General features: G+C 74.1%; 25 protein-coding genes and 2 pseudogenes. 19 read left to right on the plus strand and 8 right to left on the minus strand.

The genetic code is table 11. The features are described 5' to 3' along the window. Nucleotides 1-78 precede the first annotated feature (78 nt). The 10 genes from E6U81_RS40405 to E6U81_RS02850 all read left to right on the plus strand — a co-directional run bounded on the left by E6U81_RS40405 (nucleotide 79) and on the right by E6U81_RS02850 (nucleotide 10,911). Nucleotides 79-2,868 (plus strand): DUF6777 domain-containing protein, encoded by a 2,790-nt coding sequence (locus tag E6U81_RS40405; protein WP_206309812.1) that lies wholly within the window; start codon nucleotides 79-81, stop codon nucleotides 2,866-2,868. A gap of 272 nt (nucleotides 2,869-3,140) precedes the next feature. Further along, nucleotides 3,141-3,602 carry a hypothetical protein gene (locus tag E6U81_RS02810; RefSeq protein ID WP_136228410.1) on the plus strand — a complete coding sequence of 154 codons (462 nt, stop codon included), beginning with the start codon at nucleotides 3,141-3,143 and terminating at the stop codon, nucleotides 3,600-3,602. 88 nt (nucleotides 3,603-3,690) lie between these two features. Next, on the plus strand, nucleotides 3,691-4,116 hold the full coding sequence (locus tag E6U81_RS02815; protein ID WP_136228411.1) for an ATP-binding protein: 426 nt from the start codon (nucleotides 3,691-3,693) through the stop codon (nucleotides 4,114-4,116). Between the two features lie 275 nt (nucleotides 4,117-4,391). Further along, nucleotides 4,392-5,066: an ECF RNA polymerase sigma factor SigK gene (gene sigK / locus E6U81_RS02820; RefSeq protein ID WP_136228526.1), complete on the plus strand. Its 675-nt coding sequence runs from the start codon at nucleotides 4,392-4,394 to the stop codon at nucleotides 5,064-5,066. Further along, the gene (locus E6U81_RS02825) at nucleotides 5,063-5,815 is read left to right on the plus strand and encodes an anti-sigma factor (protein ID WP_136228412.1); all 753 of its coding nucleotides are present in this window, start codon (nucleotides 5,063-5,065) and stop codon (nucleotides 5,813-5,815) included. The genes sigK and E6U81_RS02825 overlap by 4 nt, the downstream gene beginning before the upstream one ends. A 123-nt stretch (nucleotides 5,816-5,938) precedes the next feature. Continuing rightward, on the plus strand, nucleotides 5,939-7,198 hold the full coding sequence (locus tag E6U81_RS02830; protein ID WP_136228413.1) for an FAD-dependent oxidoreductase: 1,260 nt from the start codon (nucleotides 5,939-5,941) through the stop codon (nucleotides 7,196-7,198). Beyond that, entirely contained in the window at nucleotides 7,195-7,941 is a 747-nt protein-coding gene (locus E6U81_RS02835) for a DUF1365 domain-containing protein (RefSeq protein ID WP_136228414.1), read from the plus strand. The genes E6U81_RS02830 and E6U81_RS02835 overlap by 4 nt, the downstream gene beginning before the upstream one ends. Before the next feature lie 62 nt (nucleotides 7,942-8,003). Beyond that, on the plus strand, nucleotides 8,004-9,281 hold the full coding sequence (locus E6U81_RS02840; RefSeq protein ID WP_136228527.1) for a cyclopropane-fatty-acyl-phospholipid synthase family protein: 1,278 nt from the start codon (nucleotides 8,004-8,006) through the stop codon (nucleotides 9,279-9,281). A 43-nt stretch (nucleotides 9,282-9,324) separates the two neighbouring features. Then, nucleotides 9,325-10,146, plus strand: coding sequence for a DUF1295 domain-containing protein (locus E6U81_RS02845; RefSeq protein WP_136228415.1), 822 nt, complete (start codon nucleotides 9,325-9,327; stop codon nucleotides 10,144-10,146). Nucleotides 10,147-10,245: 99 nt separating this feature from the next. Continuing rightward, entirely contained in the window at nucleotides 10,246-10,911 is a 666-nt protein-coding gene (locus E6U81_RS02850) for an alpha/beta hydrolase (RefSeq protein WP_136228528.1), read from the plus strand. Here E6U81_RS02850 and E6U81_RS02855 read toward each other — a convergent pair whose 3' ends face one another. After that, on the minus strand, nucleotides 10,912-13,035 hold the full coding sequence (locus E6U81_RS02855) for an MMPL family transporter (RefSeq protein ID WP_136228416.1): 2,124 nt from the start codon (nucleotides 13,033-13,035) through the stop codon (nucleotides 10,912-10,914). Between the two features lie 290 nt (nucleotides 13,036-13,325). On the opposite strand from E6U81_RS02855, the gene E6U81_RS02860 reads away from it, so the two are divergent. The 3 genes from E6U81_RS02860 (at nucleotide 13,326) to E6U81_RS02870 (ending at nucleotide 15,826) form a co-directional block, all read left to right on the plus strand. Next, nucleotides 13,326-13,940, plus strand: a complete 615-nt coding sequence (locus tag E6U81_RS02860) for a dihydrofolate reductase family protein (protein WP_136228417.1) — start codon at nucleotides 13,326-13,328, stop codon at nucleotides 13,938-13,940. A gap of 42 nt (nucleotides 13,941-13,982) precedes the next feature. Next, nucleotides 13,983-15,227, plus strand: coding sequence for a ClC family H(+)/Cl(-) exchange transporter (locus tag E6U81_RS02865; protein ID WP_136228418.1), 1,245 nt, complete (start codon nucleotides 13,983-13,985; stop codon nucleotides 15,225-15,227). An 83-nt stretch (nucleotides 15,228-15,310) separates the two neighbouring features. Next, a complete protein-coding gene (locus E6U81_RS02870; protein ID WP_136228419.1) occupies nucleotides 15,311-15,826 on the plus strand; it encodes an SRPBCC family protein in 516 nt (171 codons plus the stop codon). Nucleotides 15,827-15,833: 7 nt separating this feature from the next. On the opposite strand, the gene E6U81_RS02875 is transcribed toward E6U81_RS02870, so the two are convergent. Further along, nucleotides 15,834-16,028, minus strand: a complete 195-nt coding sequence (locus tag E6U81_RS02875) for a hypothetical protein (protein WP_136228420.1) — start codon at nucleotides 16,026-16,028, stop codon at nucleotides 15,834-15,836. Nucleotides 16,029-16,155: 127 nt separating this feature from the next. Here E6U81_RS02875 and E6U81_RS02880 point away from each other — a divergent pair, with 127 nt between their 5' ends. Continuing rightward, the gene (locus E6U81_RS02880; protein WP_136228421.1) at nucleotides 16,156-16,368 is read left to right on the plus strand and encodes a hypothetical protein; all 213 of its coding nucleotides are present in this window, start codon (nucleotides 16,156-16,158) and stop codon (nucleotides 16,366-16,368) included. Here E6U81_RS02880 and E6U81_RS40755 read toward each other — a convergent pair. The 3 genes and pseudogenes from E6U81_RS40755 to E6U81_RS02890 form a co-directional block, all read right to left on the minus strand. After that, complete coding sequence (locus E6U81_RS40755) at nucleotides 16,365-16,817, minus strand: hypothetical protein (protein WP_240803601.1); 453 nt, start codon at nucleotides 16,815-16,817, stop codon at nucleotides 16,365-16,367. The genes E6U81_RS02880 and E6U81_RS40755 overlap by 4 nt on opposite strands. A gap of 46 nt (nucleotides 16,818-16,863) precedes the next feature. Further along, nucleotides 16,864-17,418, minus strand: a pseudogene (locus E6U81_RS40760) (serine/threonine-protein kinase); the annotation flags it as partial. A 274-nt stretch (nucleotides 17,419-17,692) separates the two neighbouring features. Then, complete coding sequence (locus E6U81_RS02890; RefSeq protein WP_240803581.1) at nucleotides 17,693-18,238, minus strand: hypothetical protein; 546 nt, start codon at nucleotides 18,236-18,238, stop codon at nucleotides 17,693-17,695. Between the two features lie 297 nt (nucleotides 18,239-18,535). Between E6U81_RS02890 and E6U81_RS02895 the strand changes: the two genes are divergently transcribed. Next, nucleotides 18,536-18,937 carry a cofilin family protein gene (locus tag E6U81_RS02895; RefSeq protein WP_136228423.1) on the plus strand — a complete coding sequence of 134 codons (402 nt, stop codon included), beginning with the start codon at nucleotides 18,536-18,538 and terminating at the stop codon, nucleotides 18,935-18,937. A 51-nt stretch (nucleotides 18,938-18,988) separates the two neighbouring features. Here the strand turns inward: E6U81_RS02895 and E6U81_RS40765 are convergent. Next, a pseudogene (locus E6U81_RS40765) lies at nucleotides 18,989-19,418 on the minus strand (MarR family transcriptional regulator); the annotation flags it as partial. A gap of 78 nt (nucleotides 19,419-19,496) precedes the next feature. On the opposite strand from E6U81_RS40765, the gene cutA reads away from it, so the two are divergent. From cutA to E6U81_RS02915, 3 genes are all read left to right on the plus strand, one after another. Beyond that, a complete protein-coding gene (cutA, locus tag E6U81_RS02905; RefSeq protein ID WP_136228424.1) occupies nucleotides 19,497-19,823 on the plus strand; it encodes a divalent cation tolerance protein CutA in 327 nt (108 codons plus the stop codon). A 38-nt stretch (nucleotides 19,824-19,861) separates the two neighbouring features. Continuing rightward, nucleotides 19,862-20,524: a class I SAM-dependent methyltransferase gene (locus E6U81_RS02910; protein WP_206309813.1), complete on the plus strand. Its 663-nt coding sequence runs from the start codon at nucleotides 19,862-19,864 to the stop codon at nucleotides 20,522-20,524. A gap of 286 nt (nucleotides 20,525-20,810) precedes the next feature. Continuing rightward, nucleotides 20,811-21,977: an alanine--tRNA ligase-related protein gene (locus E6U81_RS02915; RefSeq protein WP_136228426.1), complete on the plus strand. Its 1,167-nt coding sequence runs from the start codon at nucleotides 20,811-20,813 to the stop codon at nucleotides 21,975-21,977. 37 nt (nucleotides 21,978-22,014) lie between these two features. On the opposite strand, the gene E6U81_RS02920 is transcribed toward E6U81_RS02915, so the two are convergent. Next, nucleotides 22,015-23,028, minus strand: a complete 1,014-nt coding sequence (locus E6U81_RS02920; RefSeq protein WP_136228427.1) for a hypothetical protein — start codon at nucleotides 23,026-23,028, stop codon at nucleotides 22,015-22,017. Nucleotides 23,029-23,220: 192 nt separating this feature from the next. Between E6U81_RS02920 and E6U81_RS02925 the strand changes: the two genes are divergently transcribed. Further along, complete coding sequence (locus tag E6U81_RS02925) at nucleotides 23,221-24,339, plus strand: MBL fold metallo-hydrolase (RefSeq protein ID WP_136228428.1); 1,119 nt, start codon at nucleotides 23,221-23,223, stop codon at nucleotides 24,337-24,339. On the opposite strand, the gene E6U81_RS02930 is transcribed toward E6U81_RS02925, so the two are convergent. Continuing rightward, nucleotides 24,336-26,792, minus strand: coding sequence for a CehA/McbA family metallohydrolase (locus tag E6U81_RS02930; RefSeq protein ID WP_136228429.1), 2,457 nt, complete (start codon nucleotides 26,790-26,792; stop codon nucleotides 24,336-24,338). The two genes, E6U81_RS02925 and E6U81_RS02930, sit on opposite strands and share 4 nt — an antisense overlap. Between the last annotated feature and the right edge of the window lie 126 nt (nucleotides 26,793-26,918).

Raw genomic sequence — 26,918 nt, forward strand, 5'->3', positions numbered from 1 at the left:
CACCCGTCGGCGTCCCCGGTGCCGCCGGCCGACGGCGGGGGAGGGCGGCCGAAGCGGCGCTGGCGGTCGCGCAGGACCGTGGTCAGTGCGAGCACGGCGGCGGTCGTGGTCGCGTCGGTGGTCGTCGGCTTCACCGTGCTGGGCGGCAACACCGCGGCCGGCGGGGAGGTCTTCCTGGAGGCCGCCGCGGCGGCCGGGCCCGATCCGTTCACCCCCTCGACGGCCACGGGGCCCGAGGAGCCCGCCGCCCCGCCCGGGACCACCGGGACGGTGCAGGGCGCCACGAGCGGCGCGCGCACCCTGGAGGTCGACGGCGGCCACCCGGGGCTCTACGGGGGCACGCGGAACGTCGCGAGCTGTGACGTGGAGAAGCAGATCAAGTTCCTCACGGAGCACCCGGACAAGGGGAACGCCTTCGCCGCCACGCTGGGTGTCCGGCAGGCCGGGGTCCCCGCCTATCTGCGGTCGCTCACACCGGTCCGGCTGGGCTGGGACACCCGTGTCACCAACCACGGGTACAGGAACAACGCGCCGACCGGCTACCAGGCGATCCTGCAGGCCGGTACGTCCGTACTGGTCGACGGCCGCGGTGTACCGCGGGTCCGGTGCGCGTGCGGCAATCCTTTGACGCCGCCGGTCGCGGTCCAGGGCGGGGCCAGGCTCAGCGGTCAGGAGTGGTCCTCGTTCCGGTCCGCCGAGCTGGTGGCGGTCAAGCCGGCTGCGAAGCCGGTGAAGGCCGTCACGGTCTTCGACCGGGGACGCAAGGCGTGGTACGAGCGCCCGAGCGGCGCGGCGCGGGCGCAGGCCGACCGCGAGGTCGAGCCGCCGCCGGGCCGGCCGGCGGGCTCGCCGTACCCGGCCCTGCCGCCGGCCCACCAGGGTTCGGTCCGGACGAGCCCGGGCGTGGACACGGAGCAGCGGCCGGCCCAGGAGCCGCAGAAGGACCCCGGGCGGCAGCCCGACGGGACCCCGGACAAGCCCCCCGCGAAGGACCCGGGCTCCGCCCCCGCCGACCCGCCCCACAAGGAGTCGGGCACGAGCCCCGACCGCGACCCGGCCAAGGAGCCAGGTACGGTCCAGCGCAAGGAACCGGGCACCGAGCCGGGCAAGGCCCCGCGTCAGGAGTCAGGAGCCGGCCAGGGCAGGGATCCGGGCGCGGGCCAGGACAAGAAGCCGGAGAAGGCACCGGGCCGGGAGCCGGGCGGGGACCCTGCGAAGGTGCCGGGCAAGGCGCCGCGTCAGGAGTCAGGCACGGGCCAGGGCAGGGATCCGGGCGCGGGCCAGGACAAGAAGCCGGAGAAGGTGCCGGACAAGGAGTCGGGGACCGGTCAGGGCAAGGCGCCGGGGCAGGAGTCAGGCACGGGCCAGGGCAAGGAGCCTGGAAATGTACCGGGCAAGGCGCCGGGGCAGGAGTCAGGCACGGGCCAGGGCAAGGAGCCTGGAAAGGCACCGGCCAAGGAGCCTGGCGGCGAGCCGGGCAGGGACCCTGCGAACGTGCCGGGTCAGGACTCGGGTACGGGCCCGGGCAAGGACCCGGAAAGGGCGCCCGAGCCGGCCCCAGACAAGAAGCCGGGCACGGGCCAGGGCCACGACCCGGCGAACGTACCGGGCACAGGTCAGCAGAAGTCCCCCGGCGAAGTGCCGGGCAAAGAGTCAGGTGCGGACCGGGGAAAGGCGCCCGCGACGGTACCGGACAAGGGCAAGGGCGACGTGCCGGACGGCAGCCCGGGCAAGGCGCCGGGGCAGGAGCCCGGCACGGGAAACGGGTCCGACAAGGCGCCGGGGTCGGTGCCGCGCGAGCCTGGACAACCGGACAAGGTGCCAGGTCAGAAGTCCGGCGAGAGCACCCGCAAGGGGCCGGGTGAGGACTCGGGCACGGGCCAGGGCAAGCCCCCCGAGAAGGCGCCGGGGTCGGGCCGAGCACCCGTGACGGTGCCGCATGAGCCTGGTGGCGTGCCGGACAAGGGCCCAGGCCGGGAGGCCGGCGAGGGCTCGGGCAACGGCAACGGCACCGGCAAGGCGCCAGGACGGAAGACGGGCAACGGGTCCGGCCAGAGCGACGGGTCCGGTCAGGGGGCGGACACGGGCACGGGGAAGGCGCCGGGCCAGGGCTCCGGACAGGAGCGGCGGCGGGGTTCCGGCCACGGCACGGGCAAGGCTCCCGGTCAGGGGTCGGGTCAGGGCACGGGCAAGGCTCCGGGTCAGCAGTCCGGCGGAGGCACGGGCAAGACTCCCGGTCAGGGCGCGGGCCAGGCCCCCGATCAGCAGTCCGGCCAAGGTACGGGCAAGCCGCCGGGTCAGGGGTCGGGTCAGGGCACGGGCAGGGCTCCGGGTCAGCAGTCCGGCGGAGGTACGGGCAAGGCTCCCGGTCAGGGCACGGGCAGGGCCCCTGGGCAGGGCACGGGCCAGCCTCCCGGTCAGGGGCCCGGCCAGGGCACGGGCCAGCCTCCCGGTCAGGAGTCCGGCCAAGGTGCGGGCAAGCCGCCGGGTCAGGGGTCCGGTCAGGGCACGGGCAAGGCTCCCGGCCAGGAGACGGGGGCGGGGTCCGACCAGGGCGCCGCCCAGAGGTCCGGCCAGGGCGCGGCGCAGGGGTCCCGCCAGGGCGTCGGAACCGGTACTGGCAGCGTGCCCGGCCAGGGCGCCGGCAGCGGACGGGTTCAGTCCGAGGGGCAGGGGCCCGGCGGGGGAACGGGGCACCGGCAGTCCGGTACGGGCGGCCGGGACACGGGGCAGGGGACCGGGCGGGAGCCCAACAGCCGGCGGGGGACCGACCGCGGCCAGGGTGCTCCCGAACAAGCCGGCACCCAGGGGCAGTTGGGCCGATCCGAAGGTTCGGGGAGCCGGGAGGGGGAGCCGTTGCTCAGGTAGCCCGCCCGGTGCGGCGGCCAAGGCCGCGGCCGCCCCCGGATCCAGACCCGGACCCGGACCCGCACTCCGACCCGGCGCCGCGCGCGACATGGTCCGAGCAGGGTCGACAGGGTTCACGGCACGCACTCCGAAGGGAGAGAGATATGACGGTTTGACTCTCTTGCCAATCCTTCACCCCGTTCGTCACGAATCTGTGATGACGCTCCAGATGGTGAAGGAGCAGACGAAGCCGAATGCTTGATGAACCTGATGAAAGGGAGGAGGTGAGCCCGATGACCGCTTCGCAGCACATGAGGCGCCTGGTCGTCGGAGTCGCATCCGCAGGGCTGCTGGCCGGTGGCTCGCTGCTGGGCCTGTCCGGTACGGCGAGCGCCGCCCCCGCGGCAGCGCCGGCAACGGCGAACTCCATGCTCACCAGCGACCGCGACAACGACCGCGACCGTGACTGGAACCGCAACCGCGACCGCGACCGCGACAACCGGCACGACCGCTGGGACCGCCGCAACCATGATCGGTGCACCTGGGTCAAGGGCCACTGGGCCACCGACAAGTGGAGCAAGGGCCACTGGGAGCGCAAGTGGCACCAGGGCACCTGGCACCACGGCTACCGCGACCACCACGGCAAGTGGCACGACGGCTGGTGGAGCAAGGGCTACTGGAAGCAGCACTGGGTGCCCGGCCACTCGGTGAACCACTGGGTCCCCGGGCACTGGAACTGCCACAACAAGTGGTAGCACCGGCCCGGGCACGGCGGGGGTTCCGGGGCCAGGGCCCCGGAACCCCTGCCGGTTCACGCGCCACCACCACAAACCAGGAACCGTCATGGACACCGCACTCGCCACCGCACCCCACACGCGGCCGTCAACGGTGCACCACCCCCTGCCATCAGGGCCGCAGGCCGCCCGGGAAGCCCGCCGCATCACCGCGTGGCTGCTCGCCGTCCACCCTGCGGCCTGCCCGCACGACACCACCGAGGACATCCTCGTCATCGTCTCCGAGCTGACGTCCAACGCCATCCGGCACGCCAGGCCGCCCTACGCCCTCACCCTCAGCGTGGAGCCGGGCCGGGCCGGCATCGCCCTCAGCGACGCCTCTCCCGCGCTGCCCCGGCAGCACGACGCCCGCGGCCCCCTCGCCACCCGAGGGCGCGGGCTGGAGATCATCCGCGCCCTCGGCGCCGAACTCTTCGTCAGCCCCGCGCCCCTCGGCAAGCAGGTCATCGCGGTGGTCACCTGGCCCGAGAACTGACCCGCCGCACGGGCGGGGGACGGTATGCCGCCGAGCGGCCCGCCCCGGCTCCGCCGACACGTCCATCTGCTCCTTTTGCCAAATGTCCGGCCATCCGTACGCACGTCCGCTACGAAGAACCCGAGGAACGCGAAAGACGCGAAGGAACGCGAAGAACCCCGAGCACTCGACAGCCCCGACGAACGTCGGACACGTCGGACACCTCGCACACGCCACACGCCACTCGGCCCTGCGCCGCGAACAAGACCATGGACAAGGACAAGGACCACCATGCGATGGACACCACGCCCCCGGACGGCCGGCCTCGGCTGCCCGTTCGCCTTGTCGCCCCAGCCGGAGCCCGCCCGGTGAACCAACCACTCCCGTTCGGGCCAGGGCGCGCCGGCAGGGCGAGCCACGCCGGCCGCAGCGACCTCGCCGAGGTCATGGACAAGGTCGCCCATGGAGACAAACAGGCCTTCTCCTCCCTCTACGACGCCCTCGCCCCCATGGTCTTCGGCATCGTCGTCAGAGTCGTACGCGACCGGTCCCAGTCGGAGGAGGTCGCGCAGGAGGTCATGATCGACCTGTGGCGGCAGGCCGCCCGCTACCGGCCCGACCAGGGCAGCGTCGCCGCGTGGGCGTCGACGATCGCCCACCGGCGGGCGGTGGACCGGGTCCGCTCCGCCCAGGCGTCCGCCGACCGGGAACAGGCCCAGGCCGCCCGCGAGCACCAGACGGCCTTCGACGAGGTCTCCGAGCAGGTCGAGACCCGTCTGGAGAGCGAGCAGGTACGCCGCTGCATGCGCGGCCTGACCGAACTCCAGCGCCAGGCAGTGACCCTGGCCTACTACCGTGGCCTGACCTACCGTGAGGTCGCCGAAGCCCTGCGCACACCGCTTCCGACCATCAAGACACGCATGCGCGACGGGCTGATCCGGCTCCGCGACTGCATGGGGGTGACCACATGAAGCAACACCACTCCGACATCCACACCCTCGCCGCCGCCTACGCCCTCAACGCCCTGGACCCCGCCGAGCGCAGGGCGTTCACCGACCACCTGCCGCACTGCCAGACGTGCCGTGAGGAGGTGGCGGACTTCGAGGCCACCGCCGCGCGCCTGGCGGACGCCGCCGCCCAGACCCCGCCGCCCGCGATGAAGCACCACGTCATGGCCGCCGTAGACGGTGTCCGCCAGCTGCCGCCGCGGGTCACCGACACCGCACCGACCGCCGGCTTCGGCAGCGCCCTGCGACGCCGGGCCGTACCCCTCGCGCTGGCCGCCAGCGTGGTCGCGGCCGCGTCGTTCGCGGGCGTCGCCGCCTGGCAGAGCCAGCAGAGCGAGCAGTACCGGCAGCGGGCGAACCAGGCCGAACAGCGTCTCGACGACGTCAGCGCCGTCCTGGCCGCACCCGACGCCCGTACGGTGCACGGCCGGGCCAGCAACGGAGCGGCCACCACGGTCGTCGCCTCGGAGCGGCAGAACAGGGCCGCCTTCACCGCCGCCGGACTGCCGGCGCCCGCCCCCGGCAAGACGTACCAGCTGTGGCTCGACCACGACGGCACCATGCGCCCGGCCGGGTTCATCCACCAGGACGGCACCGTCCTCATCGACGGGGACACCGCCGGGGCCGGCGCCGTCGGTCTCACCCTCGAACCCGCCGGAGGCTCCCGCCGCCCCACCACCGCCCCCCTCCTCCTGATGGCCCTGCCCACCTGAGGACGGGCCGTCCCCGCCCGTACAGAACTACGATCCCACCGCCACCAATCCGCCCACCCGTCCGCTGCGAAGTACGGGTGAGCGACCGCACCCAGCGGCGCGTCGAGTGGCGGGAGTGCCGAGGTGCAAGACCGGAAAGCAGCGGTGATCGGGGCCGGGATCGCGGGCCTGACGGCCGCCCACGTCCTGGCGCGTTCGTACGAGGTCACCCTCTACGAGGCCGACGTCCGCCTCGGCGGCCATGCCCACACCCATGAGCTGCCCGGCCCGGACGGGCGGCCCATGGGCGTGGACTCGGGGTTCATCGTCCACAACGAGCGCACCTACCCGAACCTGCTGCGGCTCTTCCGCGAGCTGGGGATCGCCACCCAGGACGCCGAGATGAGCATGTCGGTACGGTGCGACGGCTGCGGCCTGGAGTACGCGGGCGCCCGCGGCCCGGCCGGCCTGTTCACCGGCCGGGCGGCGCTGCGGGGCCGCTACCTGCACCTGCTCGCGCAGGTGCCGGTCTTCCACCGCAGGGCCCGGCGGCTGCTCGCCGACCCGCCCTCCCACCACGTCACCCTGGGCGACTTCCTCCGCGAGGGCCGGTTCTCCCCGTACTTCGTCAGCCACTTCGCCCTCCCGCTGGTCTCCGCGGTGTGGTCGTGCCCCGCACGCACCGCGCTGTCCTACCCGGCCGCCCACCTCTTCACCTTCCTCCACCACCACGGCCTCCTGTCGGTCACGGGATCCCCGCAGTGGAAGACCGTCACCGGCGGTTCGGCCGCCTACGTCGACGCCGTGGCCAAGAGCGTGCACCGGGTCCTTGCCGCCAGCCCCGTGGAAGCGGTCGGGCGGACCGGCCACGGCGCGCGCGTCACCACCGGCGACGGCGCCACCGAGGCCTATGACGCCGTCGTCATCGCCACCCACCCCGACCAGGCCCTCCGCCTCCTCGCCGACCCCACCCCGGACGAACGGCGGCTCCTGGGAGCCTTCACGTACGCGCCCAACCCCACGGTCCTGCACACCGACACCCGCCTCCTGCCCCGCTCACCCCGCGCCCGGGCCTGCTGGAACTACCACCTGCCGGCCTGCGACCCCTCCGCCGAGGCCGTCCGCGTCAGCTACGACATGCGGCGCCTGCAGAACCTGCCCGAGGGCGCCGACTACGTGGTGAGCCTGGGCGCCGACGACCGCGTGGACGCGCGCCGAGTGGTCCGCCGCATGCTCTACGAGCACCCCGTCTACACCCCCGCCTCGGTCGCCGCGCAGAAGGAGCTGCCGCGTCTGAACACCGGCGTGACCGCCTACGCCGGAGCGTGGCACGGCTGGGGCTTCCACGAGGACGGCTGCCGCTCCGGTGCGGCGGCCGCCCGCGCCCTGGGCGTGCTCTGGTGACCGGGGAGGCGGCGCCCTCCGCCGCACTGTACGAGTGCCTGGTCGTCCACACCCGTACCGCGCCGCTGCGCCACGACGTCCGGCACCGCACCTACCTGTGGTGTGTGGACCTCGACCGGCTGCCGGTCCTGCCCCGCCCGCTGCGCCCGCTCGCCCGGTTCGACCCGCGTGACCACTTCGCGGGCCGCGCCCCCACGATCCGTGCCGGTCTCGAGGAGTTCCTCGCCACCCGCGACATAGACATCGCGGGCGGGCGCGTCGTGATGCTCGCCCACGCCCGCGTCTTCGGGTTCGTCTTCAACCCACTCAGCGTCTACTGGTGCCACGACGCCTCCGGGGCCCTGGTGTGCGTCGTGGCGGAGGTCCACAACACCTACGGGCAGCGGCACTGCTACCTGCTGCACCCGGACGCCGGCGGCCGGGCGCGGGCCGAGAAGCGGTTCTACGTCTCGCCGTTCTTCCCGGTCGAGGGCCACTACCGGATGCGCCTGCCGCTTCCCGCGGAGCGCCTCGACCTGACCGTGCACCTCGACACCGCGGCCGGCCGGCCGTTCACCGCCACCGTGCGGGGACGCGCCCGCCCCGCCACCCCTCGCGCCCTCCTGCGGGCCGCCGCCCGCAGGCCCTGGTCGACCGTCGCAGTCTGGGCCGGGATCCGCTTCCACGGCGTCCGCCTGCTCCTGCGCGGCCTGCCCGTACAGCCCCGCCCCCGGCACACCCCGCAGAAGGGAATGGTTCCGTGACCCGCCAGGCCACCACGACCACCACGACCGGCGACCAGCCGCGCAGGCCCGACCACCGGGCGCTGCCGCCGGACCCCCGGCCCCGGACGTCCGCCGGCGCCGACGGGACCCTCGGGCGGGCGGACCCCGCCCGCTGGCCGGACGTGGCCCGGCTCCCGGCCGCGAGCCCGGCCCGGACCGCCGTCGCCGCGCACCTGGTCGGCGGAGCCTTCAAGAGGCTGACCCTGGAGGTGCGTGACCGCACGGCACCCGAAGCCGGCACCACCGGCCGCCCGGACATCACCATCCACGACCCGGACGCCTTCTACCTGCGCATCGGCCGCGACGGCCTGATCGGCTTCGGCGAGTCCTACATGGCCGGGGAATGGGACAGCGACGACCTGCCCGGCCTGCTGACCGTCCTCGCCACCCACGTCGACGACCTGGTCCCGGCCCCCCTGCGAGGCCTCCGGGCGCTGTGGGTGTCCGCCCGCCCCGGCCGTGACCGCAACACCCGGCACGGCGCACGCGAGAACATCCACCGCCACTACGACCTGTCCAACGACCTGTTCGCGTCCTTCCTCGACCCGACCCTCAGCTACTCCTCCGCCGTCTTCACCGGCTTCCCCGCCCGGTTCGAGGACCTCCCCGCAGCCCAGCACCGCAAGATCGACCGCCTCCTCGACCTCGCGCACGTCACGGACGGCACCGAACTGCTGGAGATCGGCACCGGCTGGGGGGAGCTCGCCCTGCGCGCCGCCGCCCGCGGCGCCCGCGTCACCACCCTCACCCTCTCCGCCGAACAGGCCGAACTCGCCCGCGCCCGGATCGACGACGCCGGGCTCGGCGACCGCGTCGACGTCCGGCTGTGCGACTACCGTGACGTCGAGGGCCGGTACGACGCCGTGGTCAGCGTCGAGATGATCGAGGCCGTCGGCGCCGAATACTGGCCCTCCTACTTCGACGCCCTGCGCGGCGCGCTCCACCCCGGCGGGCGCGTCGCCCTCCAGGCCATCACCATGGGACACCGCCAGATGCTGAACACCGCCGCCACCCACACGTGGATCAGCAAGTACGTCTTCCCCGGCGGCCTGATCCCCTCCCGCCGCGCCATCACCGAGCACGCGGCGGCGGCCGGCCTGCGCACCGAGTCCGACCTGGGATTCGCCGAGCACTACGCACAGACCCTGCGCCTGTGGCGCGAACGGTTCACAGCGAGCCGCCGAACCGTCGCCGAACTGGGCTTCGACACCGTCTTCCAGCGGATGTGGGAGTTCTACCTGGCCTACTCCGAAGCCGGGTTCCGCTCCCGCTACCTGGACGTCCGCCAGATCGTCCTCACCGACGGGCCCCTGCGATGAGATCCGCCGGGCACACCGCCGCGGCCCCGGCCCGGGAGGGAACGTGAACGGCACGGCCTGGGCCGCCCTCGGCACCAACCTCGCGGTCGGTGCGGCCGTCTCGACGGCCGTACTGCTCGCCGCGTTCGCCGTCGGCACACGCCTGCGCCTGCACCGCGTCGTCGACATCGCCTGGGGCGTCTCCTTCAGCGCCGTCGCCACCGCCACCTACCTGCTCTCGGCCGGACACGGAGACCCCGAAAGGCGGCTGCTGGCCGCCGCGGCGACCGTCGTGTGGGGGCTGCGGCTGTCGGCGCACATCGCATGGCGCTCCCGCGGCCACGGGGAGGACCCCCGCTACACCGCGCTCCTCGACAAGGCGCGGGGGAACCGGACCTGGTACGCGCTGCGCACCGTCTACCTCCTCCAGGCCGCCCTGGTCTGGCTGATCTCCCTGCCCGTCCAGGTGGCCTCGTACGCGGCCGGACCGCTGGGGATCCTCGGCGTGCTCGGGCTGATCGTGTGGGCCGCGGGACTCGGCTTCGAGGCCGTGGGCGACCGCCAGCTGGCCCGGTTCAAGGAGGACCCGGCCAACCGGGGCCGCATCATGGACCGGGGCCTGTGGGGATGGACCCGCCATCCCAACTACTTCGGCGACAGCCTCGTCTGGTGGGGCCTGTACCTGCTCGCCTGCACCAGTTGGCCGTCCGCCGGCCTGAGCCTGGTCTCCCCGGTCGTCATGACGCTGCTGCTGACCGTCGGCAGCGGCAAACGCCTGCTGGAGAAGCACATGGCCGACCGCCCCGGCTACCCCGAGTACGCCGCCCGCACGAGCGGGTTCCTCCCTCTCCCACCCCGCCGCCACCCCTCGCAACGCAGGAGTTGATGTGTGAACCCGTCACCCGAAGCCGTCGACGACCGCGGCGGGGACACGGACCGGGAACCGCCCGTGCAGGCCGCCCTGGTCCCCGCCTCCGGGCACCGGATGTCGCAGGGGGCGACCGCCGCGGTCCTGCTGCTGCACGGCGGCCGGGCGGACGCCCTGAGCCCGCCGCCCCGTATGAACCTGCCCGCCCTGCGCATGCGGCCGTTCGCGACGGCCGTCACGCGCGCCACCGCCCACGACGACGTGCTGGTCGCCCACGTCCGCTACCGGTACCGGGGCTGGAACGGCCACCACGCGCATCCCGTCGCCGACGTCCGCCGCGCCCTGGACGAACTCCGCGCCGTCGCCGGACCCATACCCGTCGTCCTCGTCGGGCACTCCATGGGCGGCCGCGCCGCCCTGCGCGCCGCCGAGGACCCGCAGGTCGAAGGAGTCGTCGCGCTCGCCCCCTGGTGCCCTTCGGGCGAACCCACCGCCCATCTGCGCGCTCGCGGGGTCGTCGCCCTCCACGACGAGCGAGACCGCGTCACCCGGGCGGCGGACACCTGGGCCTACCTGGCGCGCGCCCGGGAGGCCGAAGCCCGGGTCCGCGGCGTCAGGATGCCCCGCGGCGGCCACGCCATGATCGGCGACGCGGGCCTGTGGCACCGGATCACGGCCGGGGCCGCCGCGGCACTCCTCGGACTCGCCCCGTTCCCCGACGGCCTCGGCGGCCCCGCCGGCCTCGACGGGGGCACGATCGGACCGCCGGGGCCGCAGTGGTGATCACCCCGCCCGCGCGGCCGATGCGGTCCGAGGGCCGGCTCCCTTGCCCGGGCGGGCCAGCGCGCTGGGCCACCAGGCGCGCGGGCCGATGTCGAGGATGAGCGCCGGCACCAGCAGGGAACGCACGACGAGAGTGTCCAGCAGGACGCCGAACGCGACGATGAAGGCGATCTGGACGAGGAAGGCCAGCGGGATCACCATCAGCGCGGCGAAGGTCGCGGCGAGGACCACGCCGGCGGAGGTGATGACGCCGCCCGTGGTGACGAGCCCCCGCAACACGCCCTCGCGGGTGCCCAGAGCGAGGGTTTCCTCGCGGACACGGGACATCAGGAAGATGTTGTAGTCGACGCCGAGGGCGACCAGGAACACAAACCCGTAGAGCGGCACGGACGCGTCGGTTCCGCTGAAGCCCAGCAGGTTCTCGAAGACGAGCGCGGAAACCCCCAGCGTGGCGAGGAAGTTCAGCGCGACCGTCGCCACCAGCAGGACGGGCACGATCACCGACCGCAGGAGCGCGATCAGGATCAGCAGGATGATGCCCAGAACGACGGGGACGATCACGGTGCGGTCGCGGGCCGACGTCTGCTGGGTGTCGAACTGCTGGGCGGTGTAACCCCCGACCAGCGCGTCGGCACCCGGCACCGCGTGCACGCGCTCCCGCAGCCGCTGGACGGTCCCCTTCGCGTCGTCGCTGTCCGCCGCCGCCTCCAGCGTGGCGTCCAGACGCACGCGGCCGTCCACGACGACCGGAGCCCCCGCCCCAGGCCGGCCGCCGCCCGCGGTGACCGGTACGACCGCGGCGACGCCGCCCGTGCCCTCGGCCGCCGCCCGCACCTCGGCGGCCCGGTCGGCGTTCGCGATGACGACGGCCGGATTGCCCGACCCGCCGGGGAAGTGCCGGGCGAGGGTCTGCTGCGCGCCGACCGAGGGCGCGTCATTGACGAAGATCTCGTCCAGCGGCACGCCCTTGGACGTCAGCGCGGGGGAGAAGCCGGCCAGCACCACCAGCAGGACGGACGTGGAGATCCACACACGGCGCGGCGACCGGTCGATCAGGGCGGCGACCCGGCGCCACACGCGGTGCCCCTCGGCCGCGGCGTCCGCCGGCCCGGGCACCGCGGGCCAGTACGCCGTGCGGCCCAGCAGGACCAGGACGGCCGGCAGGAAGGTCAGCGAGCTCAGCACCGCGCAGACGATCCCGATCGCGCCGACCGGCCCGAGCGCCCGGTTGTTCGTCAGGTCGCTCGCCAGCAGGGCCAGCAGCCCCAGGGCCACGGTCGCCGCACTGGCGGTGACCGCTCCGGCCGACCGGCGCACGGCGGCCAGCGCCGCGTCCGCCCGGTCGCCGCGTACGGCGAGCTCCTCGCGGAAGCGCGCCGCGACGAGCAGGGCGTAGTCGGTCGCGGCGCCGATCACCAGGATCGACAGGATCCCCTGGACCTGGCCGTCCACGCGGACGGCACCCCGGGCCGCCAGCGCGTAGACCACCGCACAGGCCAGGCCCAGGGCGAACACCGCACTGATGATGATCACCAGGGGCAGCAGCACGCTGCGGTAGACCAGCAGCAGGATCAACAGCACCGCTCCGAGGGCCACACCCACCAGCAGCCCGTCGATCCCCGCGAACGCGTCGGACAGGTCCGCCTGGGTGGCCGCCGGACCGGCGATCCCGACCGAGGTGCCCGGCACTTGCTGCGCCGCCCGCCGCACCTCCTCCAGGACCGCCGGGAGTTCCTCGCCCAGGTCGGGTGCGAGCGGTACGACGGCCTGCACGGCCAGCCCGTCGTCGGAGACGACGGCCGGCGACGGCGGGGCGGTGATCCCGGGCCGGCCGGCGAGGTCCCCGACGGCCCGCGTGGCTGCCTCCTGCTGCCCGACGGTCACCCGCGCCCCGTTGGACGTCCACACCACGATGGCCGGGACGGACTGCGCCCCCTCGAACGCCTTGCGGGCTTCGAGGACCTTCGTCGACTCGGCGCTGCGCGGCAGGAACGCCGCTTGGTCGTTCGTGGCGACCTCGCGCAGTTTGCCCGCGTACGGTCCGAGCGTCCCGCCGATGCCGAGCCATACGAGCAGCAGCGCGAGCGGAACGATCCAGCGGGCCCAGCGCGGTGCGTTTCTCAATGAGAGTCCTTGGCCGTGTCGTGTGAGTGGGGCGGACGAACAGCATCCATGCCGAGGGGCCCGACCACGCCGGTCCCTCACCCCCACTTCCGGCCGAGGACCCGATCGGGTTGCACTTCTTCGCAGTCGATCGCGAGTCGCCGGTGACCTGCGCGGTCCGGGGCGCGCGACGCAGCCGCCGTGCGGGTGAATGCACCGGGTACCGGCCGCCGGGTGCCTTGGATGGGCCCGTACGCGGACGGAACACTCCGACGACCCGACGACCCGACGACCAGCTCCCGGAGACCGGTATGAGGAAGATCAAGGCGCAGTTGTTCATCTCGCTCGACGGGGTCGTCGAGGCGCCCGACCAGTGGCACTTCCCCTACTTCAACGAGGAGATGGGAGCCGCCGTCGACGCCACCCTCGGCCGGGCCGACACCCTGCTGCTGGGGCGCAGGACGTACGACAGCTTCGCGGGCGCCTGGCCGGAGCGGGAAGCGGCGGGCGGGGAGGACGCGCCGTTCGCCGGGGTGCTGGGCGACGCCCGCAAGATCGTGGTCTCGAACAGCCCGCTCGCCTTCACCTGGCGCAACTCCGAACAGCTCGGCGGCGACCTCGCCGCGGGGGTCGCCGCCCTGAAGGAGGAGCCCGGCACGGACGCGCCCGTATGGATCAGCGGCTCGGTCTCCGTCGTACGCCAGCTGATGGCCGCCGGGCTCCTGGACGAACTGAACCTCCTGCTGCACCCGATCGCCGTGCGCGGCGGCATGCGCCTGTTCGAGCGGGAGGCGGCCCCGGTCCCGCTGGAGCTGCTGTCCGCCGACATCTTCCGGACCGGTGTGCTGAACCTCCTCTACGCCGTGGCCGCCGCACCCGGCGAAGGGACGTACGAGGACGCCAAGACCCACCTGCCCCAGCACTAGCGGGTGTCTCCCGGGCGGAGGTGGGGAGACGGCCGCGCCTTCGTGGCCGCGGCGCTGGCGGGGTGCCTGGTCGGGCTGGTCGGCGGTGGTTTCCGGTGGTGTCTGGAGCACGCCGACCTGTTGCGGGCCTCGGTTCTGGAGGCGGCCGCCGGGCTGGGCGGGGCGGGCCGGCTGATCCCCGTCGCCCTCACCGCGGCGGGCGCGGCGGTGGCCTGCGCGATCGCCCGACGGGTCCCGCACGCCGCGGGCAGCGGGATCCAGCACGTGGAGGCCGTGTGGCGGCAGGAGGCCGAGGTCCGGTCGGCCTGGCTGCTGCCGGCGAAGTTCGTGGGCGGGCTCGTCGCGATCGGCTCCGGCCTGGTCCTCGGCCGGGAGGGGCCGATCGTCCACATGGGTGCCGCGATCGGGTCCGGAGCGGGCCGGCGCGGACGGCTGGGCGCCGAGGACGCCCGCATGCTGCACTCCGCGCTCGGTGGGGCGGGTCTGGCGGTGGCGTTCACCGCCCCGCTGGGCGGGCTGGTGTTCGTCTGCGAGGAGGTGACCGGCACCGTACGGCCCCGCCTGGTGCTGCTGACGCTCGTCGGCACGGTCACCGCGGTGGCCTCCTCCCGGCTCATCGTGGGCGACGCGCTCGTCCTTCCCCTGTCGGCCCTCCCCGCCCCACCGCTGTGGATGCTGCCGGTCTTCCTGCTGTGCGGGGTGACCGCCGGGGCGCTGGGAGCGGCGTACAGCGCGCTGGTGGTGGGGACCCTGGAGGCGTGCGACCGGTTGACCCGTGTGCCCCTCGTCGTCCGGGCGGCCGTCATCGGGGCCCTGGTCGGTGCGCTGATGGCCTTCGACCCGCTCCTTACGGGCGGCGGCGACCAGTTGAGCGAGCGCCTGCTGGCGGGCGGGGGCCTGAGCGCCGCGGCGCTGGCGGTATGCCTCGCCGTCCGGTTCGTGGCCGGCCCGCTCAGCTACGCGGCCGCGACTCCCGGCGGGCTGTTCGCTCCGCTGCTGGCCCTGGGAGCCCTGTGGGGGACGCTCGCCCACGGGCTCGCCTCCCTTCTGCTGCCGGCCGGTGACGCGGGTCCGGCCGCGTTCGCCGTGGTGGGCATGGCCGCCGTCTTCACCGGCGTGGTGCGGGCACCGCTCACCGGCATCGTCCTGGTGACGGAGATGACCGGCGCCGGCGTGCTCCTGCTGCCCCTGCTGACGGCCTGCTTCGCCGCGGCCGTGACGGCCGACCGGCTGGGGAGCGCACCCCTTTACGACACCCTGCGGCGGCGCATGCTGGAACGGGCCTGACGGATGCCGGGGCGCGGGCGGCAGGGGCGCCGGTCGGGAGCGGGACGGCGACCGCTACCGTCGTGCTCCGAGGAGGGAGCCCCATGCCCCGCACGTTCAGCGTCCACGACACCGTATTCGTCGAGGCCGACCCGTCGACGGTCTACCAGCACGTCTCCGACCCCGCCCTGATGGGCCGTTGGAGCCCGGAGAACCTGGGCGCCACCCCGGCCGAAGGGCCCGGTACCGCGACCCGGGTCGGGATGGTCTTCGACGGCCGCAACAAGCGCGGACCGCTGCGCTGGACGACCCGCTGCACGGTGACGGCCGCCGACCCGGACCGGCTCTTCCGGTTCAGGGTCCACGCCATCGGCCTGCGCCGCCCGTGGCTGCCCGGCCCGATCGCCACGTGGGAGTACCGTTTCGCCGCCGTGCCCGGTGGCACCGAGGTGACGGAGACATGGACCGACGACCGCCGCGGCTGGCCCGACCCGCTGGCCAACACGTTCGACAGGCTCGCCACGAGGGGCCACACCTTCGCCGAGTTCCAGCGGAAGAACATCCGGACCACCCTGCGCAACCTGAAGTCGCAACTGGAGGCCGGCCCCACCGCCCCCTAGCGGGTGCCTATGGCCGCTTCCACAGTTCGGCGCGGGCTTCCATGGAGCCGTCCTGGCCGTTCGCGACGTCGGTGACCTGGAGGACGAGGAGCACGTCGGAGGAGGAGCGGACGCAGATCCTGTCGCCGGTGTCCCACTCGGCGTCCTCCACGAGGGTTCCGTAGCCGGAGGCCCGCTCGTCCGCGAGACAGTCGCTGTTCACTTCGGAGTCCCCGTCCTTGAGCAGCAGGATGTCGGCCCCCGCGAGGTCCCCGTTCTCGTGCAGGTCGACGTCGAAGCCGCTCCCCGACCTGGCGTCCTTGAAGTCCGCGGCATCGAGGCCGTGACCGGTGGGCAGCCGTACGTCCGCCTCGTCGGCCAGGGACCAGCCGTCGAACGGGTCCGTCGGCTCGGGGGAGGGCTCCTCGGGCGTCGTCCCGCCGTCGGCCGGCTCCGTGCTCGCCTCCGGGCTCGTCTCCTCCGGCGCAGCGGTGTCGTCCGACGGGCTCTCACCGCTGTCGTCCTGGGAGGCGTACGCCGGGTCGGGCCCCCTCTCCTGCTAGCCGGCCGTGTACGCCAGGGCCCCGATCGCCGCGGCCACCACCACGGCGGCGGCAGCCAGGACGGGCGCCGTCCGGAGCCGCGCGCGGGGCCCCGCCGGGCGCGGCGTGCGGCCGTCCGGCCCGGTGGACGGCGTACCCGGGGGCTCCTGCTCCCTCGGCCCGCCGGCCGGGCCCGGTACCGGAGCGGGGTCCACGCGGGTCGGCTCGTAGCCGGTGGGGCCCGTGTCCGCTTCGAGCGCCGAAGAGGCCCGCACGAGCAGGCTGCCCGCGACGGCGGGCGGCAGCCACGCCGAACCGTCCGGCCGCGCACCGCCCAACCCGCCCGAACCCGCGGACAGCTCCGCCACCAGGGCCGCCGTCGTCGGCCGACCGGCGGGATCCTTGGCCAGACAACGCCGTACGAGGTCCAGCGCGCCCCCCCGAGAGGCCCTCCAGCCGCGGCTCGGCATGGACCACCCGGTACAGCAGCGCCGGAGTGGCACCGGTCCCGAAAGGGCTCTCACCGGTCAGCGTGAAGGCCAGCACCGTACCGAACGAGAACACGTCGGAGGCCGCACCGACCGTGCCCCCGCCGGCCTGCTCCGGAGACATGAAGCCGGGCGACCCCACGGTCGTCCCGGTCCGGGTCAGGGCGCTCGCCCCGGTGGCCCGCGAGATGCCGAAGTCGATCACCCTGGGTCCGTCGGGGCCGAGCAGCACGTTCGAGGGCTTCAGGTCCCGGTGCACCAGACCGGCCGCGTGCACCGCGGCGAGCGCGGCGGCCAGGCCGCGGGCCAGGGCGAGCGCCGACTCCTCGGGGAACGGGCCGTGTTCGGCCACCGCCTCCGCGAGGGACATCCCGGGTACGAACACGGTGCTCAGCCACGGCGTCGGGTCATCCACCCCGGCATCGAGGACCTGCGCGGTGAACCGTCCGTCCACCGCCCGTGCGGCGGCGACCTCGCGGGCGAACCGCAGTCTGAATCCCGGATCCCGTGCCAGCTCCGGATGCACCACCTTCACGGCCACGCTGCGCCCGCCCGGCGTCCGGGCCAGATAGACCCGCCCCATGCCCCCGCTGCCGAGCCGCGCCACGACGCGGTACGGCCCGACCCTCACGGGATTACCCGGAACCAATGCCTCCACTCGACCCCCCACCCAGCGCCCGGTTTGGCCGAATTCTAGTGATGCGACCAGGGGTGCTGCAGCCTTTTGCCGACCTCTCCCGGCACGGCTCCGATGCAGCTACAACGCGGGATACGGGGGTGACGGGCGATGCGGACGAGACGGCTGCGGGGGGCACGGACCGCTCTGCGAACCGCCGCGCAACGTGGCCGGAACACGCTCACCCGGACAGCTCGGCCCGCCATTCCCGCGGCCACTGCCCCGGCGGCGGGGGAGCGCCTTCTATACCGAGGTCGCGCCGCGCGCTCTCGTAGAAGGCGTCGCGCGCCGCGCTCGCCAGCCGGTGCGCCCTGGTCCACATCTCGCCGTCGACCGAGTCCTCCCGTATCAGCAGCTGAATGGTCCAGATCGTCTCGTGCCAGCGCCGCGCCGCCGCGACCGTCGCCGCGTCCCCCACGAGGAGGACGGCCTCCCACTCCGTCGCACGGTGGGACTCCGCGTCGGCGAGCAGCGGCAGGCCCTCGGCGGGGGCCAGCGGGTCCACCACGTCCGAGTACCCGAGCGAGGCGCCGATGCGCTGGGTCAGGCGGAGCTGAGCCTTGAGGGCGTTGGCGTAACGGCCGTACGTCTCGAAGCGCTTCTCGTCCCAGCGCTCCTCACGCTGCCGCGTCCACCTCCGGCGCTCGGTCAGCGTCTGCACGGCGTAGGAGCCGAGTGAACCGACCACGACGCCCAAGAGCGCGGGTAGTTGATCGAGCAGTGCCACAGTCCCCCCTGAACCGTACGGCCGGTGCGGCAGGTTCGGCCCGCCGCGGCAGACAGCTCCCTACCCAGCTTCGGGACTCGGCACAGCTGTACGGTCGAACCGCGCGCCCCGCACCCTGGGCACCGCGTCGCGGGGGCGCGTGCGGCCGGCCGGGTGACTTCTGCCCGTACCGCGGCCCGGTACGCCGCACCGCACGCGCGTCGGCGTGAGGATGCACGGGCCGGTCGGCGTCGTGGACTGCGACCGGCGGACGTTCGCCGGCGCCCGGACCCGACCAGCACGGAGGGGTGAGACCCCATGAGCAGCGCGATCGGCCTGTCGGAAGGCTGCCTCGCCGCGATCCGGCACCTCAGGGAGCAGCGGGAGGTCAACACCGCGGTGCTCCGCCTCGGGGATCCCCCGGACGTCGTGGTCGCCGAGCTGGAGGGCAATCTGACCCACGACGAGCTGGTGCAGGGCCTCCCCTCGGACGAGCCCCGGCTGGTCGTCCACGAGCTCTCCTTCGCCAGCCCGGAAGGGTCGCGGAGGAACGAGCTCCTGCTGATCCTCTGGATGCCGCCGGCGGCCGAAGAGCAGGAGGAGGCCTACACGGCCGGGTACACCGCCCTGAAGGAGTACCTCGCCGACGTCCACGTCCACCTGACCGCCCGGCGCGCGGACCAACTGGCGTACCGGAGGCTGGTCGCGCTGGCCGGCTGAGGCGACCGCGGCGACCGCGGCACCGCCCCCTCGTCTCCGCCCCGACTGCGCGTGCCCGCTGCCCTCGACGTTGGCGACCATCGTGCGCAGCACCTTGAGTGCGGCCACGTACTCCTCGTCCGTGACGACCGCGTGCACCTCGCGCACCTCGGTCACCAGCGCCCGCAGTCGGATCCTGGCGGCCTCGCCGGTGTCGGTGAGGTGCAGGCGCTGCGCGGCGTCCGCCCGGAGCCTGCCGCGGTGGAGCAACCGGTCGACGACCCGGGCGATCTCGCGGGGCCCGTCGGCGAGCAGGGTGAGCTGCGCGCGACCACTTCCGCACGGTCCGGTGCCGCCGGCCCGCCGCTGACCCGGTTCGGCTCCCAGCGGCCGTATGCGCGCGGCCGGTCCAACAGCCGACGGGCCAGCCGGTCAGCGTGTCGTCGGTGGCGGCCGGATCAGCGGGTGCCTGGTCGGTGGCGCTGTCGCTCCGCTGTTTCATGAGCACGAAGCTGCCCTGCCGCGCGGTGCACGCGAACTCCCGCCGTAGGGTTGGGGAAACCGATCGAGGAGGACCAGAGTGGCAAACGTGGTGATCGCGCTGACGACCGTGAACGACGAGACGAAGGCCTACGAGATCGCGCAGGGCGCGGTGGAGGCCAGACTGGCGGCCGCCGCCGACGTCGAGGCCCGGATGACCCTCTTCCACTGGAACAACGACGCCCTCCGCCACGAACGCGGATACCGCGTCTTCTTCACGACGACCACGGACGCCGTCGCGGGCCTGGAGGCGTGGGTGCACGAGCGCCACCCCCACGACGTGCCCCAGTGGATCGTGCTCCCGGCCGCCGCGACCTCGGAGCAGTACCTGGCATGGGCGGTCAAGGAGACCGCCGCCGGCCAGTAGTGGACCCCGGGTCCCGTGACGCTCCAAGGTGGTTCCCCGTGACCGAACTCCCCGCCCACCTCCGCGCGACGTCGGACGCCTATGACGCCGTCGTCGTCCTCTACGCGGACCTCGCCCGCGACTATCTCGACGGCGTTCCGCTGGACCGCTCGGTTCTCGCCGCCTTCGCCGATCTCGCCCGCACCACCGGTGCCGGGCCCGTGGCCGAGCTGGGATGCGGTCCGGGATACGTGACGGCGCACCTGCGCGACCTGGGGCTGGACGTCTTCGGCGTCGACCTCTCGCCGGCCATGATCGACTTCGCCCGAGGGGCCCACCCCGGCCTGCGCTTCGACGTCGGTTCCATGGACGCCCTGGACCTTGCGGACGCCGTGCTGGGCGGCATCGTGTCCTGGTACTCGGTGATCCACACACCACCGCCGGAACTCCCTGCCTATTTCGCGGAGTTCCGCCGCGTGCTGGCCCCGGGCGGGCACCTCCTGCTCGCCTTCTTCGAGGCCGAGGGCGGGCCCGTCGCGGCGTTCGACCACAAGGTGACGACCGCCTACCGATGGCCGATCGACGACCTCGCGGAGACGGCCCGCGAGGCCGGGTTCGCCGAGGTCGGGCGGATGCTGCGGGAGCCCGGCCCCGATGAGCGCTTCCGCCGCGGCCACCTCCTGATGCGGGCGGAGGAGCCCCGTACACGGATCCGGGCGTGAGCCCCGCCACGGCGGGCGGGCCGCCGGCGCGACGAGCGGCCCCGCGAAATCCACGTGCCCCGGCAGGCACGGTCGCGCTACCGTTGCCCGCATGAACGTCAACGGCCCCCGCACCACCGCGACCGCGCGAGCGACCAGCTCGCCGGTTGCCGCCGCCTGACCTTCCCCTCTCCCCGGCGACCGGAAAACGGTCCGTCGGCCATGCCGTGGCGTCACCGCCCGGCCGCAGAATCGCCCGGTCCGTTCTCCGGCGCCCCTTCCCGCTGTGATGCGAAGGAGCCACCCCATGAACACCGAACGCGTACTGAGCACGTTCGTCGAGTACTTCGAGGAGCGCGGACACCGCCGGATCGTCGGCTCGACGCTCCTGCCGCCACCCGGCGACCCCGTGCTGTTCACCACCTCCGGCATGCACCCGCTCACCCCGTACCTGGAGGGCCGCCCCCATCCGCTGGGCAGTCGACTGGTCAACGTACAACGCTGCCTGCGCACCACGGACCTGGAAGAGGTCGGCGACGCCACCCACCTGACGGTCTTCGAGATGCTCGGCACCTGGTCACTCGGGGACTACGACGGACCGCTGAGCCTCGACTGGGGATACGGGCTGCTCACCGAGGGGCTCGGCGTGGATCCCGGCCTGCTGTACGCCACCGTCCACGCCGGCGACGACCAGACCGGTCAGGACACCGCCTCCCTCCGGCTGTGGCAGGACAAGGGGGTCCCCGTCGAACTCACCGGCGAGGACAACTGGTGGTCCAACGGCCCCGTCGGCCCCTGCGGCCCCGACTCGGAGATCTTCCTGTGGAGCGGCGAAGGCCCGCCCCGGTCGACGCCCACCCGCGACGACCGCTGGGTCGAGGTGTGGAACCACGTGACGATGAGCCACCGCCGCCTCGACGACGGCTCCCTCGTTCCCCTTCCCCGGCGCAACGTCGACACCGGACTCGGCCTGGAGCGGCTGGCCTCCCTGCTCCAGGGCAAGCCGTCCGTGTTCGAGTGCGACGTCTTCGATCCCTGGCGGCGCCTCGTACCACCCCTGTGGCACCTGGACGAGACCTCGCTGCGCATCGTCTGCGACCACCTGCGCTCGGCCGTCGTCGTGCTCGGCGACGGCGTGCGCCCGGCCAACACGGGGCGCGGCTATGTGCTGCGGCGGCTCGTGCGGCGGGTGCTCACCCTGCTGTGGCGGGACGAGCCCTCGCGCGGCGTCGGGGACCTCCCGGAGGAGCTGGTCCGGCACACCCTGGACCACTTCCGGCAGGACATGCCGCCGGGCGATGTGCTTCGCCACCTGGTCGAGGAGGAACAGCGGTTCCGCCGCCTCCTGGAGCGCGGCCGGCAGGTGCTTGTCCGCCCCCGGTTCCGGGGCCTGCTGACCGAGGAGGACTTCCACTACCTCCACGACACCCACGGTCTGCCGCGCGATCTGGTCACGACCCTGCGACAGGAGTAGGGGAAGGATCCGGCGGGGCGGTCGACCTGGGGGTGGTTCACCTCGGCGCGACGGCACCGGAGTCCGGCGACTGCTGCAGCCCGGACGCGTCGACCGCCTCGAAGTCGGACCCCTTGAAGCCCTTGAGCCCGGCGAGCTGGTCGTTGTCCCAGCGGGAGTTCTCCTCACCGGAGACGAACCAGGCCGAGCCGTTGTCGGCGACGATGGCACCGTACTTCTTGAGGGCCTCGGCGACCGCCTTGGCCTGCGGGGCCAGCTGCGAGGTGTCGACGGAGCTCTTGAGGCGCAGCCGCAGCCCCATGGGGGGCAGGGCGGGGTCCGCCGCGGCGCCCGCCTGGTGCCGCGCGGGCCACACGTAGCTCTGGTCCGAGCGCGGCACCGTGATGCGGATCGCGTGGTCGATCCGCCCCGACGCGGCCTCGTCGTAGCGCACCAGGCCCGGCAGGATGGCGAGTCCGGCCGCATCGGCCGACGTCCACCCGTCGGGCCGCAGCGCGTTGCTCCGCAGGTCGAAGACCGCGCCCCCGCCGGCGTGCCAGGCGTTGCCGCCCTGCCGCTTCGCATTCCAGAGCTCGTAGGACTTGCACAGGACGCGGTCCCAGACGATGACGTGCCGGTCGCCGTCGCTCGCCGGGCCGTTCTCGATCCTGGCGTTCTGCGGGATCCGGTACCCGGACGGGTCGCTCTCCTCGGCGATGTCGAAGGAGACCTTCGATTCCGGCACCGTCGTGTCCGAGACGGTGATCGGAATGCCGATCGGCCGGCCGTCGACGAGGCCCGAGCCGAAGTCGGGGTGCAGGGGCTCCGCGGCGCCGATCGAGGAGACGTACCGGGCGGAGTCGGGGTGCACGGGAAGCGTGTCCACGGGCGCACGCCAGAAGCTGTCCGGCAGCGCGGTCCCGCAGTCGGCGGCCGGGGCCACGGCCGCCGCCCGGGCCGGATCCGGGTACCCGGACACCAGGCAGGCGCAGGCCACGGCGAGGACGGTGGCGAGGGATCGGATCCGGCGGGCCGGGCGCGGCGCTCCTCCTGCTGCGGGCTGCGCTGCCATGGCTTCACCCCATCCGGTACCCCTTCCCAGCGTAGGGAGGTTCCCGCCGGGGCGCTCAGCGGCCCGGCGGGGGCGCTCCGGGCACCCGGGGGCGCTGGTGCGGCGCCCGCCCGGCGGCGGCAGACTGGTGCTGGACGGCCTTGAGCAGCGGCTCCGGCCCCGACCGGCCCGGAGCGGACCGCGGGAGGATCCATGACCGCGCTGGGTGACCTGATCGGGATCGACGACAGGACCGTGCTGGTCCTCGGCCGGGAACTGGACTTCGCGCACGATCAGCCGGACGTCGGCAACGCCCTGGTGCACCGGGCGGGCGACACGCTGGTGCTCGTCGACACCGGCGTCACGACGGCCTTCCGCGCGGCGCTGCGGACGGCGGCCGACCGTGTCGGGCCCTGGTCCCGGGTGCTGGTCCTGACCACGCACGGCCACCCCGACCACGTCGGCAACAACGACCTGGCGGACGAGCTGGCCGACGAGCTGGGCGTACCCGCCGAGCACTACGTCCCCGCCCGCGACCTCGACCAGATGCGGGACCCGGATTCCTACTGGGCGCGGTCCTTCGAGCGCATCGCCTGGGCGGCGCCGCTGCCCGCGCCCGCCCTGGCCGCCCGGGTGGTGTCGCTCTTCACGCCGATGCGGCCCTTCGCCGCGACGACCCGGACCTACGAGGAACGGCCGCTGGAGCTGATCCGGACCGGCTCGCACCGGTTCACCGGCTGGACCTTCGCCGACGGCGCGGTCCGGGTGCTGCGCAGCCAGGGCCACTGCGCCGGGCACGTGATCGTGCACCTGAGGGACTGCGGCGTCCTGCACCTGTCCGACGAGGGCAACGGCGCCTGCGGTGCGATGTACGACGCCGATCAGCTCAAGATCCAGACCGTGCTCGGCGCCGTCGCGGGCCTCTTCGAGGAGGGGGAGGCCGCGATCCTCACCGACGGGCACACCTTCGCCCTGCGCCGAGGCGCCGAGGCGGTGTCCCATCTGGACGGGCTGCTGGAGCAGGCCACCGCCCTGCAGGAGGCGGCACTCGGGCTGACCGGCGGGGGCGGGCCGATCGTCCCGAGCGCGTTCGCCGCCCGCTACGCGCAGGCCATGACCGAGCTCGGGGTGGGCGGCGCCAACCCCAACCCGGTGTTCACCGCCATGATGGCGCTCAACGCGCTCGGTGAACTGGGCCTGCGCCCGGAACCGGCCGCCGAAGCCGACGCCCCCTGGTCCCGCCCCGCACTCCACCGCCCGCACTCCACCGACCCGCACCGCCCCGGTGACAGCGGCGCGGAGAGCGGGGCGGCCCCGGGAGAGACGGTCTAGCCCGCGCTGACGGCCGTCACGTGCGTGGTGCCGTCGCGCAGGGCGGTGATACGGACCTGGCCCGCGGGGAAGGGGTCCCTCCCGTTCGGGCCGGGGATCCTGCCGAACGGGCTCCAGGAGCCGTCCGGCCTCCGGACGTTGTGCCAGACCTTTCCGTCGAGCCCGACCGCCACGACCTGCGCCGAGCCGTCGGGCGTTCCCGCGATACCGATGGCGCTGGCCCCCATGGTGGCGGTGGTGACGCCCCGCGGGGCCCGGAAGCCGGTCCAGGAGCCGTCCGGCCGCCGCAGTTGGTGGTACACGATCCCGTCGAGTCCGATCGCCAGGACCTGCGAGGACCCGTCGGGCATCCCGGTGATCGCCAGGGCGGGGCCGGCGAAGGCCGGGGCCCCGCCGTGGCCGGCCGGCCTGCCCCAGGGCGTCCACGCACCCGTGCGCCCGCGGACGCAGTGGTACATGGCACCGTCCGTGCCGTAACTGAGCAACTGGGCGGACCCGTCGGGCAGTGCGGCGATCGCCACCTTCGTCGCACCCCAGCGGCTCGCCGCGGGGGAGCCCGGCAGCGCCCTGAACCCGGTCAGGCCGCCGTCGGCGCGCCGCAGCTGGTGGTACGTGGTGCCGTCCATGGCCGTCGCCACGATCTGGCAGGTGCCGTCGGGGAAGGCCGCGATGTCCGCCTCCCGCACGGTGAACCCGGTCGAGCCGTCCGGCCCCGCGACGCGCTGCCACGGCCGGAGCGTGACCGTACCCCGCGCAGTCGTCAGCCACAGGCCGTTGTCGGGCGCGATGCCCAGCACCACCACCGAGCCGTCCGCCAGCCCCGCCGCGGCGCTCTGCACCCCGGCGAACGAGGCGGCGCCGGCGGCACCCGGCAGCGGACGCATGTCGCTCCACGACCCGTCGGGACGGCGCTCGGTGTGGAACAGCACGCGCCGCTCCACGTCGTACGGGGGCAGTTGAGGGGAGTAGAACCACACCGGGTTGGTGATGGCGACCAGTTGGTCCAGCGTCGTGGAGGCCGGCTTGGGCCGGCGCACCTCCGCCCGGGCGAACATCGAGGCCCTGCCCCAGCCGCGCCACCTCAGCTGCCCCCGGCCACTGCTGTCGATGCCGGTCGCGGCCATGATGCCCCACTCGGTGTACAGCGTGGCGATGCTGTCCGGGGCGCCCGTCACGTTCAGGGTCACGTCGACGGCGTCGAAGAACGACAGGGGCAGTTCCTCACCGGGCCCCGCGACGGCCGCGCCGGCGCGGGCCGTGAAGTCCAGGGTCACGGCCGCGGATTCGACGGCGTACGAGCGTCCCGTGCGCAGCGCGTCCAGTACGGCAGGGGTCGACAGGGCGGCGGCGCGCACCACGTTGTGCGGCCGGCCGACGGCGTCCGCAGGGCTGTGGGCGTCGCTGTTGCCGACGGCCGCGACCCGCTTGCCGAGGCAGAGCATGACGTGCCAGGCGGCGATGTTGGCCGCGTCGTCCAGGGTCCACGGGCCGTTCCACACCTCCAGCGCGTCCACGCGGTCCAGGCCGAACTCCCAGAAGGATCCCGGCGCGGGCGTCAGCGGATGGGCGGCGATCGTCAGCCCGCCGAGGCTGTGCACGCGCCGGGTGTGCCCTTCGAACACCCCCTGGTCCGCGGGGCCGTAGCGCCAGTCCACCCACTCGCCCTGCGGCAGGCCGACGGCCAGCCAGTGGCCGTGCCGCGTGGTGACCTCCTCGGCGTTGATCACCAGCAGGTCGGTCGGGACGTTCCCGTTCCACGTCACGCCGGTGGAGCTGGTGTTGTGGTCGGAGGTGGCGATGAAGTGCAGCCCCTCCTGGCGGGCGGCCGCGACGATCTCGTCCACCGAGCGCTGCCCGTCGGAGTGCCAGGAGTGCAGGTGCAGGTCGCCGCGGTACCAGCCGGGGCCGCGTCCGGCGACCGCGGCGGGCAGGATGTCGTACGGCACCGGGGGCAGCGGGGCTCCCTGGTGGAGGGTGACGTCGACCTGCCAGTCCATCCCGCCGGGGCTGGCGACCATGGGCCCCAGGATGACGGACCAGCGGCCGGGCCCGACGGGACCGGGCACGTAGCCGGGGGTCGCGTCCGAGGCGGCGAGGGTGAAGCCGGTCCGCGCGCCGCCGGACCAGCCGCGGAAGCCGGCCGGGTCGAAGATGCCGAGATCCAGGATGCCCGCGGAGGCGTCGTGGGCGGCGGAGACGGAGATCCGCTGCACTCCGGCGGCGACGTCGAAGGCGACGTACGCCCATTGGTCGTTGCCGTAGGGGGAGCGGCCCTTGTAGGTGGTGGTCACCGTGTCGGTGCCCCGGCCCCGCGTCGCGGCGTGCGCGACCGGTGCGGGTACCAGTTCGGCGGCCCCGCCCGCGGCCAGGAGGGCCCCCCATCGGAGCAGGGACCTGCGCTCGACCTGCGGGCCGGGTTCGGGCCCGCCGCTCGGAAGGTGTTCACTCGGCACAGCCGTGCTCTCCGTTCACATGGGTGGCATGGAAGGCGTGCAGGTGCGAGGACGAACAAGAGCGACGAACAAGAGCGAGGAGCGGTGGCCGCGGGCGGGGGCGGCGGGCGGGGGTGGCGGTCCCGT

Source organism: Streptomyces sp. A0592 (genome assembly GCF_004795115.1).
GTDB classification, from domain to species: domain Bacteria; phylum Actinomycetota; class Actinomycetes; order Streptomycetales; family Streptomycetaceae; genus Streptomyces; species Streptomyces erythrochromogenes.